The organism is Frankia sp. QA3 (assembly GCF_000262465.1).
Taxonomy (GTDB): Bacteria; Actinomycetota; Actinomycetes; order Frankiales; family Frankiaceae; genus Frankia.
The window spans coordinates 7180973-7195379 of record NZ_CM001489.1; the positions used below are offsets into that span (position 1 = coordinate 7180973).

The following is a 14407-nucleotide window of genomic DNA, read 5'->3' on the forward strand; positions in this document are numbered from 1 at the left end:
GTGCTGCTCCCAGTGGGACGCGGCTCGCGCCGACGGGTACCGGCGGCGTGGCCGGGACCGTCAGAGATCAGGACGGCCTTCGGTCAGCCAGGCCTCGATGTCGCGCGCCCGCCACAGGACGAAATGGCCCACGGTGTGGATGGGCGGGGGGAAATCGTCGCGAGCGCACAGCCGCCGGGCGCGGTGCGCCGAGATGGACAGCCGATGCGCGATATCGGCGGTCGTCCACAGATCGTCTACCGCCATACTGGTCATGCTATGCGACAACGGCACCCCTCGCGCCGCCACCGGGTGCCCTGCCCCGCCCGCGGCGGGGACCACGGACGGGCGTCACTCGTCGACCCGGACGGTCGGTCCCGCCCGGCGCTCGCGCCGCGTACCGGGTACGCTTTTTGATGTTGCTCTTCTTCGTGGCGCCGCCGGTCACCTTCAGGATGGCATGAGGCGGCGATCGGAGCGATCCGGTCGTCGGAGGTACCCGGTGCATTGTATGGGTGCGCCGCGGCAGGGACAGCGAGGAGCGACCGTGTCAGCAGGAACTGTCAAGTGGTTCAACGCCGAGAAGGGCTTCGGTTTCATCTCGGTGGACGGTGGGGGCGGCGACGTCTTCGTCCCTTTCTCCTCGATTGTGAGTGAGGGCTTCAAGTCCCTCGACGAGGGCCAGCGCGTCAGCTTCGACATCGAGCAGGGCCAGAAGGGTCTGCAGGCCGCGAAGGTCCAGGCGATCGGGTAGCCAGGCGGCTCTCACGGGCCGGCTGTCCCACGGTTCCCGGCCAGAACGGGAGCGCCTGGACGGCCCGCCCCGGGCAGGCCGCGTGCCCACCGGCTCACGCGGCCCGCCGCCCGTCCCGTCCTCGCAGTGCCGAGGGCGCACGGATGGCCGTCCGATCCCGCCCGCCGCCAGCTCGCCGAAGGCCCTCGGTCGACGATGGCGCAATGCCAGAATTGACCGGTGCGCGGGGAACCGGCCGATGGATCGCCGACGGTGTTCGTCAGCTACGCTGCGGCCGACCGGCCGTGGGCGGAATGGGTCGCCTGGCATCTCGTCGAATGCGGCTACGACCCCGCGCTGGAGGCCTGGCACGCGGTTCCCGGCTCGAACGGCGCCGCCTGGCTTGACCGTGCGCTCGGCGCCGAGCGGATGGTGCTGATCCTCAGCGAGGACTATCTGGCCGAGGCCGCCGCTGTGGCCCAGTGGCAGGCCGGCTACGGGCCTGCGCCCGGACGGCTGGTGCCGGTGCGGGTCGGCCCCTGCACCCCTCGGGGCCTGCTGGCGAGCCTGATCGCGATCGACCTCGTCGGCCTGGACGAGCAGGCCGCCGCGGCGGAACTGCGCGACGGGCTGCAGGCGGCGGTCGCCGGTTCGGCGGCGCCGGGGCAGGCTCCGCTGTTTCCCGGCCCGGCCAGCTCCGCTCGGTCCCAGGCCACCCGCTCCCGCGCCACCCGCGCCCGCGCCACCCGCGCCCGCGCCACTCGGTCCAGCGCCGGCGCCGGCGGCCCCCGGGAGCTGCCGCTGGCCACCCGATTCTTCACCGGCCGCCGCGACGAGTTCGCCCGGATCCTCACGCTGGGCCGGGCGGTCGCGGGCGGCGGTCATCACGATCGGCTCCGGACGGCCGCCGACGGCCCTGCGCCGGCGGGCGCAATGGCGGACGGCGTGGTGACGGTCCTGGCCGTCGATGGGATGGCAGGCATCGGCAAGACGACTCTTGCCGTGCAGGCCGCGCACCAACTCGCCGACGACTTTCCCGACGGCTGCCTGTTTCTCGACCTGCACGGGTCGACGCCGACGGTGACGCCGATGGATCCTGCCGCCGCGCTGGAGCATCTGCTGCGCCAACTCGGCGTGCCGGGGGATGCGCTGCCGCCGTCGCAGCAGGCCCGCGCCGCGCTGTACCGCGACCGCCTCGCCGGCACCGCAACCCTGATCGTCCTGGACAACGCCGGTTCCGCCGAGCAGGTCCGACCGCTGCTGCCGGCCGCGTCGCGGTGCCTCGTACTCGTGACCAGTCGTCGCCGGCTCGCCGCGCTGGACGAGGCCCGCCCGTTGCGTCTGGACGTCCTGCCCCGATCGGATGCGCTCGCGATGTTCGCGGCCGTCGCCGGGAAGGACCGTGTCACCGTGGAGGACCGAGCCCTCGGGGAGGATCGCTCCGGCTCCGGCTCCGGCGCCGGCGCCGGGGGCGGGGGCGGGGGCGGGGTGGCGGGGCAGGTGATCGACCTGTGCGGTCGGCTTCCGCTGGCCCTGCGGATCGCGGCCGCCCGCTTGCGGGTACGCCCCGCGTGGACGCTCGCCGACCTCGCGGATCTGCTGGCCGACCAGCACCAGCACGTCTCGCTCGCCGAGCTGGACGACGGCGAGCGCAGCGTGGCCGCCGCCTTCGCCGTGTCCTACCGGGACCTGACGCCGGACGAACAGCGGATGCTGCGAAGGCTCGGCCTGCACCCGGGCGTGGAGTTCGACGCCGCCGCCGCGGCGGCACTCACCGGCGAGCTGCCGGTGCCGGCGGCCCGACTGTGCGAGCAGCTTCTCGACGTCCACCTGCTCGCCGAGACCGCGCGGGATCGTTACCGCTTCCATGACCTCGTGCGTGTCTTCGCCCGCGAACTCGCCGTCGAGCAGGACTCGGCGGATGCCCGCCGCCAGGCGCTCACCGCCCTGTTCGACCATTACGTCACCACCGCGGCGCTCGCCGTCCGACTGTTGTTTCCCGCCGAGGTCGCCCACCTGCCGCCGCCGCGTACGCCCTACCCCGTACCGCGCTGGACCGACGACCCACAGGGTGCCCGGGCCTGGCTCGACCGGGAGCGCGCCAACCTCGTCCTGGTCGCGGGCCACGCCGCCGAGAACGGCTGGCCGGACGTCGCCACCGACCTGGCCGCCATCCTCTTCCGCCACCTTGACCTCGGCGCACATCTCGGCGACGCCACCGTCCTGTACGGACACGCTGGCCGGGCGGCCCGGGCCCGCGGCGACCGGGCGGGCGAGGCGCACGTGCTGGCCAGCCTCGCCGGAATTCACCGCCATCAGGGCCGCTACCAGGACGCCGCCGACGCGGCCGGCCGGGCGTTGGAACTGTTCCGCGAGGTCGCCGACGAGCCGGGCCAGGGCCGGGCGTTGACGAGCCTGGGAATCATCCGGTGGCGGCAGGGCCGCTACGACGAGGCGCTCGACCACGACCGCCGAGCCCTGGCGCTGTACGAACGTGCCGACGACCCGCGCGGCCAGGCCCGCGCGCTGGGCAACATGGCCCACGTGCACTGGCGGCAGGGCCGGTATGAGCAGGCCGTCGAGCACAACCTGCGGTCTCTGGAGCTGTACCGCCGCGGCGACGATCTGCGCGGGCAGGCGCACGCGCTGGGCAATCTCGGCAACGTCCGCTGGTCCCGCGGTGAGACGTGCCAGGCGGCCGCCGATCACCTGGCGGCACTCGGGATCTACACCCGTCTCGACGACCGCAACGGTCAGGCCGACGCCATGACCAACCTCGGCCTGGTCCGCCAGGCGCAGGGCCACCACGATCTGGCGGGCGGACTGCACCGCCGCGCGCTCGACCTGTACGAGCGGATCGGCGACCGCAACGGCCAGGCGCGGGCCCACAACGGGCTGGGCGAACACTTCACCGCCACCGCCCGCCCCGAGCTGGCCCGCGACCATCACGCCCGCGCCCTGACTCTTACCCTCGACACCGAGGACCGCTACGAGCAGGCTCGCTCGCATGCCGGGCTCGGCCACGCCCACCACCGTCTCGGCGAGCGCAGCGCCGCCCGTCGAGAGTGGGAACACGCCCGGACTATCTACGCCCGTCTCGGCGCGCCGGAGATGGGCGAGGCCGACCAGGCCCTGCGCGACCTGACCAGGCCATCGGTGTAGCTCGCCGGTCGCTTCTTCGCCGGGGCAGGATTACCACGAGTCCGTTCATGGCCTTCCGGGGGCTGCCGGGCCGGTTCAGGCGGCTCGGTGCAGGGCGGCGCCGACGAAGGCGAGCTGGGCCGGGGCGGCCGCGCGCCAGTAGGCCGGGGTGTGCCCGCCCGGGCCGAGGCTGTGTTCCTGTGGGCGCAGGTCCGCGACGGCCTGCCGGGAGACGGCGGCGAACGGGTCGGCGTCGCCGCAGTCGATCCGGTACGCCACCCCCGGCGCCGGCGCGGTACCCAGGATGCGGTGCGCGGCGAAGTCGGTGGCGGAGTCGAACGCGCCGGGGGCGCTGGCGCCGTAACTGCGCCACATCGCCGGGCTGCTCGCCGCCGCCGCGACCACGAGGTCGGGATGGCGCCGGGCCAGCAGCAGCGCGCCATAACCGCCCATCGACCAGCCCAGCACCGCCATCCGGGCCGTGCGCAGGCCCGCCGCGGCCAGCCGGGGCCGAACCTCGTCGAGGATCATCGCCTCCGGGTCGTCGCCGGAGGCCCGCCGATGCCAGTAGGCCGTGCCGCCGTCCACGGTCACTACGGCGAACGGCGCCACGCCCGCCCCGATCGCGGCCGGCAGCAGGCTGTCGAGGCCCAGCAGCCCGACGGCGCGGCGCGCGTCGTCACCCCGCCCGTGCAGCACGAGGCACACGGGCAGACCACGCCCGCCGCCCGCCGGGGCGACGGTGACCATCGTGACCGACCGCCGCCGAGCCGCACTGGTGAACGTCGTAGTGGTCACCACGGCCGGACCGATGGGCGGGTCCGGCGACGCCGCGACCGGTGACGCCGCGACCGGTGACGCCGCGCCGGGTGCCACGCTCTCGCCGCCGGCACGCGGGGCGATGGCGGACGTCGTCCGGTCTGCCGCGGTGAACCCGTCGGTGGGCGAGGAGTGGCCGACTCCACCGGCCACCCGTCCGCCGGCGACAAACCCGCCGGCGAGGGCGCCGGCCACCGCGACCGGTGCCGCAATCACCAGGGCTCGCCGGCTCGGTCGCATGGCGCCGATCGTCCCATCTAGCCCGTGCGGGCCAGGCCGCGAGGCCGGCGTGACCTACCGGCCGGCCCGCGCGGCGTGCACGCCGTGCACGCCGAATTCAGTGCATTCGTCGCACCCTATGGGGCTCCTCACTCGTCGTCCCAGAGCCGTGTCGGTGAGGGACCGTGGTCGAGTGACCGATGATGACGACGACTGGGCCCCGCCGCCCGTGCCCTACGGCGGTGGCGATCCGGCGGTGGCCGCCGCCGAGGCGCTGGCCGAGGCCGAGGCCGCGCTGCGGGCCGGCGCCTGGCGGCCGGACCCCGATGAGATCGACGCGGCCGTGACCATCCTGCATCGGATGGATCTCGCCCGCCGCACCCCCGACATCCCCCTGCGGCGCACCGTCCATCGTGCGCTGGACGAGACGTATCCGCAGCTCACCGTCTGGCGGGCCCGCCCGATGTACCTGTACGCGGCGGTGAAGACCGTCCAGTTGCTGGCCGCGGGCCCCCCGACCGGCGCGAACGCCGCGGCCGCCCAGGCCGCCTGGGACCGTCTCGGCGAGCTGCTGGGCGACGTGACCGCGAACGCCGAGGCCGGCCCCTGAGCAGGTCGCCGGTGGACCGTGGCGGTCGCGGGCGTTGGCAGCTACAGGACGCCATCGACGGCAAACGTCGCTAAAAAGGCGATATAGGAATACCATTCCTGGTGACTCTGGGTGGGGAGGAGATGACATGTCGCCAGGTCGGTCGGGTGTGCCGGTTGCCGCCCAGCCCGAGCCGTCGGCATTCGGCCAGGCCGTCCTGATCGGCATGGAGATCGACGGGGTTCAACGGCAGATCCAGCACCTGACCGACCTGCTCCGCGAGCTGCGCCGCAGCCGACGGGCCTGGGAGGCGGGGGCGCGAGGAGAACGCGACGTCGTCCGGGTGCTCGTCGGGATGGACGATGCCGGGTGGCGGGTGCTGCCCGACCGCCGTTGGCCCGGCACCCGCCGGGCCAACATCGACGTGCTGGTGGTCGGCCCGGGCGGCGTCTTCGTAGTGGACGTGAAGAACTGGCGCGAGGTCCGGGTCGACGGCGGCCGGCTGTGGCGGGGCGACGAGGACGCCGAGGACGAACTACGCAAGCTGACCGATCAGACGGCGGCGGTCGAGCAGGTGCTGGCGGACGCCGGCCTGCCGCCGACCGAGGTGGTGCCGCTGCTGGTCCTCGTGGGACGGCGGGGCACCGAGCAGCTCGACCGGGTGCAGGTCACCGGCGAACTCGATCTGACCCGTGACCTGGTGCGGCGCGGCCTGCGCCTGGAACCCGCCGTCGTGGAGCGCGTGCTGGCCTGCCTGGACGAGGCGTGCCCGCCGATGCAGGACGCCGCCGTGGCCGCCTCCCCGACCGACCCGCCCCGCCGAGTGCGCCCGTCGCGAGCCCCCCGCACACCACCGCTCGCCGCGCCGGCACAGTCCGGCGCGCCGGCACCGCCGGCCGGGCGGGCACCGGAGGTGGACGGGCTGTTCAGCCGGGACGAGCTGTGGCGGGAGCTCGTCGACGCCGCAGCGCGCGAGCCGATCGAGACGTGGATGACCTGGCTGCATCCGATGCAGGCCCGGCTGGTCTGCCGCCGCTCGTCCGGCCCGGCGCGCATCCGCGGCGCGGCGGGCACCGGCAAGACCGTCGTCGCACTGCACCGGGCCAAGTACCTGGCCGCCCGCGGTGACCGGGTGCTGGTCACCTCGCTGGTCCGCACCCTCGGTCCGGTGAACCGGGCGTTGCTGGCCCGGATGGCCCCGGAGCACGTCAACCGGATCGAGTTCACCTCGGTCGACGCGCTTGCCGTTCGCCATCTCGAACGGCGGGGCGAGCGCGCCCGCTACCAGCGGGGGATCGCCGAGAACTGCTTCTGGCTGGCGTGGGGGCGCGTCGGGCTCCCGTCGGTCCTGAGCCGTTGCGGGGTGGAACCGGGATACTGGCGCGACGAGATCGCCACCGTCATCAAGGGCCGGGGCCTGACCGGTTTCGAGCAGTACGCCGAGCTTGCCCGGGTCGGGCGCAGCATGCCGCTGCAGCCGACGCACCGGCGCGCCGTCTGGGAGCTGTACGAGCACTACGAGCGGCTGCGGACGGCCCGCGGGGTCCTCGACCGCGGCGACGTGCTGCTGCTGGCCCGCGACCTGGCGAGAGAGCACGCCGGGGACGAGTTCGACGCCGTCATCGTCGACGAGGTGCAGGACCTGACCTGCGTCGGCCTGCAGTTCCTGCACGCCCTCGTCGGCGACCGGCAGGACGGCCTGCTGGTCGTCGGGGACGGGCAGCAGTCGGTCTACCCCGGCGGGTTCACGCTGGCGGAGGCCGGCGTGTCCGTCGTCGGACGGTCCACCGTGCTCGCCCGCAACTACCGCAACCGCGAGGCGATTCTGCGCTACGCCCAGCAGGTGGTCGCCGAGGACAGCTTCGACGACCTCGACGTCGCCGGTGAACGCGGCCGGCGCGAGGTCGAGATCGACCGTCCCGGCGGCGAGGTCGACGAGGTCGCCGTCGCCGGCCCGGCCGAGCAGGTGTCGGCGCTGCGCGCGGATCTGGTCGACGCCCACGACGGCCGCGGGGTCCGCTACGGCGACATGGCCCTGCTCACCTCGACCAACGAGGCGGTCGGCAGCTGGCAGCGCCTCCTGGCCCGGGCCGGCATCCCGGCGGTGTCGCTGCTCGAGTACGACGGGACGACCTCCAACGCGGTCAAGGTGGGCACCTACCATCGGGCCAAGGGCCTGGACTTCGCCCGCGTGTACATCCCGGACCGCAACCGCTTCCCGCGCCCGCGGCGCGCGACCGAGTCGGACGACGCCTACCGCGAGCGCGCCGCGCTGGAACGCCGTCAGCTCTACGTCGCCCTCACGCGGGCCCGCGACAGTCTCTGGGTCGGCCTGCGGGAACCGGTCGGTGTTGGCACGGGCGCTGGCACGGGTGTGGGCGCTGGCGGGGGCAGCCCGCCACGTTGACGACAAATTGTCGCACTCATAGCGTGTGAGCGGCGTCACCTGTCGGAGCGAGCGGGAGGTCGGTCGGATGCGGGACCGCGTGGCGATCGTGACGGGTGGCGGGGGCGGCATCGGCGCGGAGGTGTCGGTGGAGCTCGCCCGGCGCGGCGCTACCGTCGTCGTGCTGGACAGCGGCGACGGCCTGCGCGGCGAGCCGCTGGGGGAGCGCAGCGCCGAGCGGACCGTCCGGCGTATCGAGGCGGCGGGCGGGCGCGCCGTAGCCGCGCCGATCTCCGTCACGGACGCCGACGCCGTGCGCGGGCTCGTGGAGGAGACCGTCGCCCGGTTCGGCTCGTTGGACGTCGTGGTCAACGCGGCTGGGATCGTGCGCTTCCCCCGCATCGGCGACGCCGCCGCCGACGTCGCCGCGGACGACTGGGCGGCGCTGCTCGGCGTGCACCTCGGCGGGTATCTCACCCTGCTGGCCGCCGCGCTGCCGCGGATGACGGCCGCCGGGTACGGCCGGATCGTCGGCGTCACCTCCGGCGTCGGGCTGGCGCGGACCTCGGTCGACGGGCCGGCCTACGGCAGCGCCAAGCGGGCCGTCGCCGCCCTGACCTGGCAGCTTGGCCCGGTCCTGCCCCCCGGGGTGGCGGTGAACGCGCTGTCGCCCATCGCCGCGACCCGGATGGTGACCGAGGGCCTCGTCGCCGCCGGCGCCGATCCGCGCGGCCTCGACCTGTCCGCGATGCCGCAGCCGGAGCACATGGCCCCCGCCGCCGCCCGGCTGGCGAGTGAGGAGTTCGGCTGGTGCCGCGGGCGGGTGCTGTTCTCCGCCGGTTCGGAAGTGTCCCTGATCGCGCCGCCGCGCCTGGTCGAGGCGGTGGCGACGGGCGGCGCGGGCGCGGCCGCCGCCCTGGGCGCGCTCGTGCGCCCGGTGCTGGCGCCGGCCCACGCGCAGCAGCGCTCGACCGGCGGCTCGAACCCGCGATCCGCCCCACTCGCCGCCGCCCCCCCCGATCCCGCGGGACCGAGCGGTTCCGCGGAACCGGGCGTGGGGGCGTGCCTCGTCGCTGGCGATGATCGTGCGCTCATCGACCAGCTCGCCGCCGCACTCGCCCCGTGGGGCTACCCGACCGCCGCGGTGCCGGTCGGCGTCACCGGGACCGCCGACGCGGCCGCCGGCTTCGCCGCCGCCGAGCGGGGCCTGCGTCGGGCCGCGGCGAGCACCGCCGGACTCGACGCCGTGGTCGTCATCCACGGCACCCAGGCGATCGGCGTCGGCGGGCAACCGGTCGTGGACTGGCCCGCCATCCTGGCCAGCCACGCGGGGACGGCGGCGACGATCCTCGGGCATGCCGCGTGGTCCCGTGCCGCCGCGCGGCACGTGGCGGCGACCGGACGGGCGCTGCGCGTCGTGCACGTCGTGCCCGCGCTGACCCCCGGCGGTCGCAGCGCCGCCCAGGCCGTCACCCAGCTCGCCCGCTCCGTCAACGACACCCCGATCACCTCGACTGGGCCCGAGCCCGGGCTGCTGGAGTTCGCGGTCAGCGTGGAGAGCCCCCATCCGGCCGACCGCGTCGGGCTCGTCGAACTGGTGGCGAGCCTCGTCGCCGCGCCGGACACGGCGTCGCTGGCCGGCGCCGAACTCGTCGTCCGGCCCGGCTGGCTGGGCCTGCGCGCGCACCCGGCGCCGGCCGTCACCGCGTCGCTGGCCGGGGCCGAACTCGGCCCCTGGACCGACGACGTGCTACGCGACGCCCTCGCACCGTTCGGCTGATCGCCCCGTGCACCGGTCGGCTGATCGCTTTCGCCCCCGGGAGGTTGCTGTGGAACATCCGCAACGGGTCGTCGATGCGCACGTCCACCACTGGGATCCGGCGCGCACCGACTGGTACCCGTTCCTCGCCGCCGCCGACACCTCGCTCGCCGCCGCCGGCATGCCCGCCGCCGACCGGATGCGCCGCCCGTTCGACCAGCCGACGTACCTCACCGAGGCGGGGCGCTGGAACGTCGAGGCCTACGTGCACGTCACCGCCGCGCCCGAGCACTTCGTGGCCGAGACCGCCAAGATCGCCGGCCTCGCCAAGGCCACCGGCCAGCCGCAGGCGATCATCGGCGGGGTCGACGACCGGGACGGCGCCGCCGGGATCGTGGCGCAGCTCGACGCCCAGGCGGGCGCCCCGGGTTTTCGGGGCGTGCGGGCCAGCGCCGGTCTCGACCTCGACACCGACACCGGGCACACCCTGCTCGGCGCGCTCCAGGACCGCGGCCTGGTCTACGACCTCGTCGTCCATCCGGACGGGATCCGGGCGGCCGCCGCGGCGCTCGCCGCATTCCCGGACCTCACCGTCGTCGTCGAGCACACCGGCTGGCCGCTGGCGCAGGACCCGGAGCACGCCGCGGTGTGGCGCGACGGCCTGGCCCGCCTGGCCGCGCTCGGCCCGCGGGTGCACCTGAAGCTGTCCGGGTTGGCGATGACGCTGCACCGCATCGACGTCGCGTCGTTCCGGCCGTGGGTGGCGCACAGCCTGGAGGTGTTCGGCACGGCCCGCTGCTTCTTCGCGTCGAACTTCCCCGTCGACGGCATGTTCGGCAGCTACGACGACCTGTACGGGACGTACGCGCAGCTCGTCGACGAGCTCGCCGCCCCGGCCCGCGACGGCCTGTTCGCCGCCAACGCCGCCCGGGTCTACCGCTGCTGAGCGGAAGAGGCGGCGGGACGGTCGGCGAGCAGGTAGGTCGTGGCCGTGGCGGCGGCGGTGACGGTGAGGACGGAGGGCCAGGCTCCGAGCTTCTTCGCGAGCGGGTGGGCCGCCCCGAACGCCGCCGTGTACGTGCCGAGCAGCACGCCCGTCAGCACGGGACCGCGGGAGCGCAGCCAGCTGCGTCCGCAGACCGTGCCGGCGACGGCGAGGACGACGCCGGCGAGTTCCCGGCGCCCGCTGAGACGGGCGGCCGAATAGCCTCCGACGAGACCGGTCGCGACGACGGGTGCAGTGGGTACCGATGCCATACCCGGAACGCTACGCCGCCGCCGGGCACCCGCCGGGGGCCCAAGGTCATGCCCGTTCGGGACCGGCGGCCCTGCCGCAGCGGCGTCCGGGCGAAAACCGCTGGCCGCGGCGTCCCCGCCAGCCAGTCGCCGACGAGGTTCCCGCCGCGCCCGACGATCCGCGTTGACGTTCATCACGCCAGGGTGAGCGCCGGCCTTCCCCGCGCGGGGGCTGCGCTCAGGTGGCCGCGCCGGTCAGGTGGCCGCGCCGGTCAGGTGGCGAGGCGATCGGTGGCCTGCATGACGTTCGGCGCCCGCCCGGTGCGCCCGGCGAAGTAGTCCTCGGGCAGGTCCAGAGCCTGGGCGAACGCGGACATCAGCGTCCCGGCGAGCCGGGCGAGCGCGTCGAAGTACGCCACGTACACCGCCCGCATCCGCTCCGGGCGCGCGCCTCGCTGCCGTACGGGCGCGTAGCCCCGGTTGACCGCCGGCCCCGGCGGCAGCAGCCGCACCTTCTCGTCGACAGGCAGCTCGAAGAACTCCAAGGTGACGGCCAACATGTCGGCGATCAGCCCCGCCGGCACCCCATGCCCGACGACCTGCGCGAACCCCACCGTCCGACACACCTCATCCAGCCGCCGCGCCACCCCCCGCCGCTCGGCTGCCCGCCCGTCCCCGGCCGGCGGCTGATCCTCGACACCAACATCCTCATCGCCTACGAAGGCGGCGTCATCGGCACCGCGGCGCTCGACGACGACGAGCTCGCTGTCGCGTCCGTGACGGTCGCCGAATACCGGGTCGGCATCGAGCTGGCCGACTCTGCCGCTCGGGCAGCGGACCGGGCACGTTCGCTGGCCGCCATGACGACCGTGCTGGAAGTACTCGATTACACCGCGACCACGGCAGTCCACCACGCGCGCCTTATAGCCGCGACCCGGCAAAGCGGGCGGCGGCGGGGAGCTCGCGATCTGATCATCGCAGCTCATGCGGCCGAGACCGGGCGGATCATCGTCAGCTCGGATGCCAAGGCGCGCTTCGCGGACCTTCCCGGGGTTCTCGCCACCCAACCGTGAGGTCGCATCCCGCGGCTCAGCCGCGGGCGGGGACGGGGTCCCGGCCCGTCCGTGGTGGTGCCGCGGACGGGCCGGGGGTGGGATGCGGGCGGGGGCGGGGCGCCCGCGTGGGGGTCAGCGGCCGAGCGGCTCGGCGATCGACTGGCCGGCGGCGGCACCGAGAGCCGCGTCGAGGGCGGCGTGCCGGTGGTGCAGGCCGGGCTCGTTGCGGCCGAACACCAGCTCGGGGCGAACGCCGGTCGCCATGGTCCGCTGGATGTCGCTGGCCAGCACGTAGTCCTCGTCGCGGACGGTGGCGTGGGCGTACTCGAAGATCTCGTCCGCCGCCTTCCGGGTCCCCTCGTCGCTGAGGTCCATCGGGGTGGCGTTCTGGTGGAAGGTCACCGAGTGGCCCGGCCCGGTTCCGGGGTAGACCCGGAACACCTCGCCGTTGGCCACGGTGCACGACAGGACGATGTTCGGGAACAGTGCGTAGATCACCACGAAGTTGTGCAGCGGCTCCCAGCTCTCCTCCGGCTGGTCGGCGATATCGCCGATGTGGCGCATCGGGAACACCAGCCGGTGGTGCGGGCCGTAGGAGTCGAACAGCGCGCAGTTGCTTCGGGTGAACAGGGCGAACGTGTCCTTGTGCACGGTCGCGAAATGGTAGTTCTCCGCGAACGTGTCCAGCGCGAGCTTCCAGTTGATCGGGAAGTCGAGGGTCTTCTCGCCGATCGGAGCCCAGTTGCCGATGTTCCAGGACTCGAGCTCCGGGCCCAGATCGCCGAGGTGGGTGCCGATGTCGAGCGGCCCGGCGTCCGGCCGCAGGCCCACCCACAGGAAGCCGGAATGCTCGGCGGCGGGCAGCTCGGTGAGGCGGACGCCGCCCGCCATCGTGGCAGGGAAGCCCTCCCGGCCGGGGCCGCCGGTGAAGCAGCCGCGGTTGTCGTACGTCCACGCGTGGTACGGGCAGACGAACCGCTCGGCCTCGCCGCAGCCCTGCGCCACTGGCGCCTGACGATGGGCGCACACATTCTGAAAGGCCCGGACAATGCCGTCCGACCCACGGGTCAACAGCACGGGAACGTCCATGACGGTCTTCGTGCAGAAGCTTCCCGGGTTCGGCAGCTCGGACCGGTACCCGACGAGCTGCGGCGAGTTCAGGACGAGTTCCCGCTCCTGGTCGAAGCGTTCCCGGTCCGTGTACACGGCCGCCGGTTGACGCCGCTCCTCGGGCGTCATGTCCGTTGTCTTGTCGGTGACGATTTTGAGCGCCCGTCGAGTCAGGTCGATGAGCTCGTTGCGGTCTATCGGATGCCTCCCTGATGCGGCGGACATGTCTTAGGGAAGCCGCCACACCGGCGACCCAAGATCATATGTCCCGGTCGGAGGAAATCGTATGTGGCCGTCTTCAATGGCCGATGCTCCGGGATGAGTCGTCATTCCGACAGGAGTGGATGTGTTGCATTCGGTGATGAATCAAGGGCGGTCGCCGGATCTTCCGCCGAAAAGCGTCATCGTGATGTTGCAAGGAGTCGTCGTCGGATCGGTGCGTGGCGGACCTGCGTAACCGGGCCGAGGTCGGGCAGGGCTCCAAGAGCAGACCGCCGACGGAGAGCCGACGGAGAACGGACGAGAGGAACACGCTGATGACGAAGGATCTTGCGGGCACCCGCATCGCGTTCCTGGCGGCGCCCGATGGCGTCGAGCAGGTGGAACTGACAGAGCCCTGGGAGGCCGTCCGGGATGCCGGCGGCGAGCCGGTCCTCGTGTCGACCGCACCCGGGAAGATCCAGGCGTTCCACCACCTCGACCGGGCCGACCGCTTCGACGTCGACGAGACGGTCGACCAGGCCGACCCCGCCGCCTTCGATGCCCTGGTCCTGCCCGGCGGCGTCGCGAACCCGGACTTTCTGCGCACGCATCGCGACGCCGTCCGGTTCACCCGGGCCTTCTTCGACGCCGGCCGGCCGGTCGCGGTGATCTGTCATGGCCCGTGGACGCTCATCGACGCCGAGGTCGTGCGCGACCGGCGGATCACGAGCTGGCCGAGCGTGCGCACCGACCTCGTCAACGCCGGCGCCCACTGGGTCGACGAGGAGGTCGTCATCGACACGGCGGGAGGGAACACACTGATCAGCAGCCGGCGCCCGGATGATCTGAAGGCCTTCTGCGCGGCGATCGTGGACCACTTCCGCCCCGCGGACCAGCAGCAGTCCCGCCCGGCGGACCAGCAGCGGTCCCGCCCGGCCGGCGCCGGCCTGTCCGACGCCGAGGCGGCGCGCGAGGTCGCCGGGCAGACGTCCGCCGACCGCCGGGCCGCCGACGTGTTCGCCCGCGAGTCGGGCGGCACCGACACCGACACCGAGGCCGCCCGCGCGAGCGCCGACGACCTGCGCTGACCCCACCAGCCCCAGCCGGGCCGGCGCTGGCTGCCTGACCCCGCTCCGGCGGGGCCAGGCCGGTCGGACCAGCCCCCCGTGAACGGACGGTG

13 protein-coding genes are annotated in these 14407 nt (G+C 74.1%); 8 read left to right on the forward strand and 5 right to left on the reverse strand.

The window, feature by feature from the left end; genetic code table 11:
- Positions 1-60: 60 nt before the first annotated feature.
- A complete protein-coding gene (locus FRAQA3DRAFT_RS29360; RefSeq protein WP_035921693.1) occupies positions 61-246 on the reverse strand; it encodes an AlpA family transcriptional regulator in 186 nt (61 codons plus the stop codon).
- A 280-nt stretch (positions 247-526) separates the two neighbouring features.
- On the opposite strand from FRAQA3DRAFT_RS29360, the gene FRAQA3DRAFT_RS29365 reads away from it, so the two are divergent.
- Both FRAQA3DRAFT_RS29365 and FRAQA3DRAFT_RS29370 read left to right on the forward strand, forming a co-directional pair.
- Positions 527-733: a cold-shock protein gene (locus FRAQA3DRAFT_RS29365; protein ID WP_009742691.1), complete on the forward strand. Its 207-nt coding sequence runs from the start codon at positions 527-529 to the stop codon at positions 731-733.
- A gap of 219 nt (positions 734-952) precedes the next feature.
- Positions 953-3874, forward strand: a complete 2922-nt coding sequence (locus FRAQA3DRAFT_RS29370; protein ID WP_051054504.1) for a tetratricopeptide repeat protein — start codon at positions 953-955, stop codon at positions 3872-3874.
- Between the two features lie 75 nt (positions 3875-3949).
- Here FRAQA3DRAFT_RS29370 and FRAQA3DRAFT_RS29375 read toward each other — a convergent pair whose 3' ends face one another.
- Entirely contained in the window at positions 3950-4912 is a 963-nt protein-coding gene (locus tag FRAQA3DRAFT_RS29375; protein WP_035921694.1) for an esterase family protein, read from the reverse strand.
- Positions 4913-5084: 172 nt separating this feature from the next.
- Here FRAQA3DRAFT_RS29375 and FRAQA3DRAFT_RS29380 point away from each other — a divergent pair, with 172 nt between their 5' ends.
- The 4 genes from FRAQA3DRAFT_RS29380 to FRAQA3DRAFT_RS29395 all read left to right on the forward strand — a co-directional run bounded on the left by FRAQA3DRAFT_RS29380 (position 5085) and on the right by FRAQA3DRAFT_RS29395 (position 10571).
- Positions 5085-5501, forward strand: a complete 417-nt coding sequence (locus FRAQA3DRAFT_RS29380) for a hypothetical protein (protein ID WP_009742694.1) — start codon at positions 5085-5087, stop codon at positions 5499-5501.
- A 127-nt stretch (positions 5502-5628) separates the two neighbouring features.
- A complete protein-coding gene (locus FRAQA3DRAFT_RS29385) occupies positions 5629-7887 on the forward strand; it encodes an NERD domain-containing protein (RefSeq protein WP_009742695.1) in 2259 nt (752 codons plus the stop codon).
- 67 nt (positions 7888-7954) lie between these two features.
- Entirely contained in the window at positions 7955-9646 is a 1692-nt protein-coding gene (locus FRAQA3DRAFT_RS29390) for an SDR family NAD(P)-dependent oxidoreductase (protein ID WP_009742696.1), read from the forward strand.
- Positions 9647-9695: 49 nt separating this feature from the next.
- Positions 9696-10571: an amidohydrolase gene (locus FRAQA3DRAFT_RS29395; RefSeq protein WP_009742697.1), complete on the forward strand. Its 876-nt coding sequence runs from the start codon at positions 9696-9698 to the stop codon at positions 10569-10571.
- Here the strand turns inward: FRAQA3DRAFT_RS29395 and FRAQA3DRAFT_RS29400 are convergent.
- Together FRAQA3DRAFT_RS29400 and FRAQA3DRAFT_RS34315 are read right to left on the reverse strand one after the other, a co-directional pair.
- Positions 10559-10882, reverse strand: coding sequence for a hypothetical protein (locus FRAQA3DRAFT_RS29400; protein ID WP_009742698.1), 324 nt, complete (start codon positions 10880-10882; stop codon positions 10559-10561). The two genes, FRAQA3DRAFT_RS29395 and FRAQA3DRAFT_RS29400, sit on opposite strands and share 13 nt — an antisense overlap.
- Positions 10883-11133: 251 nt before the next feature.
- Positions 11134-11475 (reverse strand): 2-oxoglutarate and iron-dependent oxygenase domain-containing protein, encoded by a 342-nt coding sequence (locus FRAQA3DRAFT_RS34315; protein ID WP_232291820.1) that lies wholly within the window; start codon positions 11473-11475, stop codon positions 11134-11136.
- On the opposite strand from FRAQA3DRAFT_RS34315, the gene FRAQA3DRAFT_RS34320 reads away from it, so the two are divergent.
- Complete coding sequence (locus tag FRAQA3DRAFT_RS34320; protein ID WP_085950098.1) at positions 11449-11934, forward strand: type II toxin-antitoxin system VapC family toxin; 486 nt, start codon at positions 11449-11451, stop codon at positions 11932-11934. The two genes, FRAQA3DRAFT_RS34315 and FRAQA3DRAFT_RS34320, sit on opposite strands and share 27 nt — an antisense overlap.
- A 114-nt stretch (positions 11935-12048) precedes the next feature.
- Here the strand turns inward: FRAQA3DRAFT_RS34320 and FRAQA3DRAFT_RS29415 are convergent, their stop codons facing one another.
- Positions 12049-13251, reverse strand: coding sequence for an SRPBCC family protein (locus FRAQA3DRAFT_RS29415; protein ID WP_009742699.1), 1203 nt, complete (start codon positions 13249-13251; stop codon positions 12049-12051).
- Between the two features lie 311 nt (positions 13252-13562).
- Here FRAQA3DRAFT_RS29415 and FRAQA3DRAFT_RS29420 point away from each other — a divergent pair, with 311 nt between their 5' ends.
- Positions 13563-14315, forward strand: a complete 753-nt coding sequence (locus FRAQA3DRAFT_RS29420; protein ID WP_035921700.1) for a type 1 glutamine amidotransferase domain-containing protein — start codon at positions 13563-13565, stop codon at positions 14313-14315.
- Positions 14316-14407: the final 92 nt, after the last annotated feature.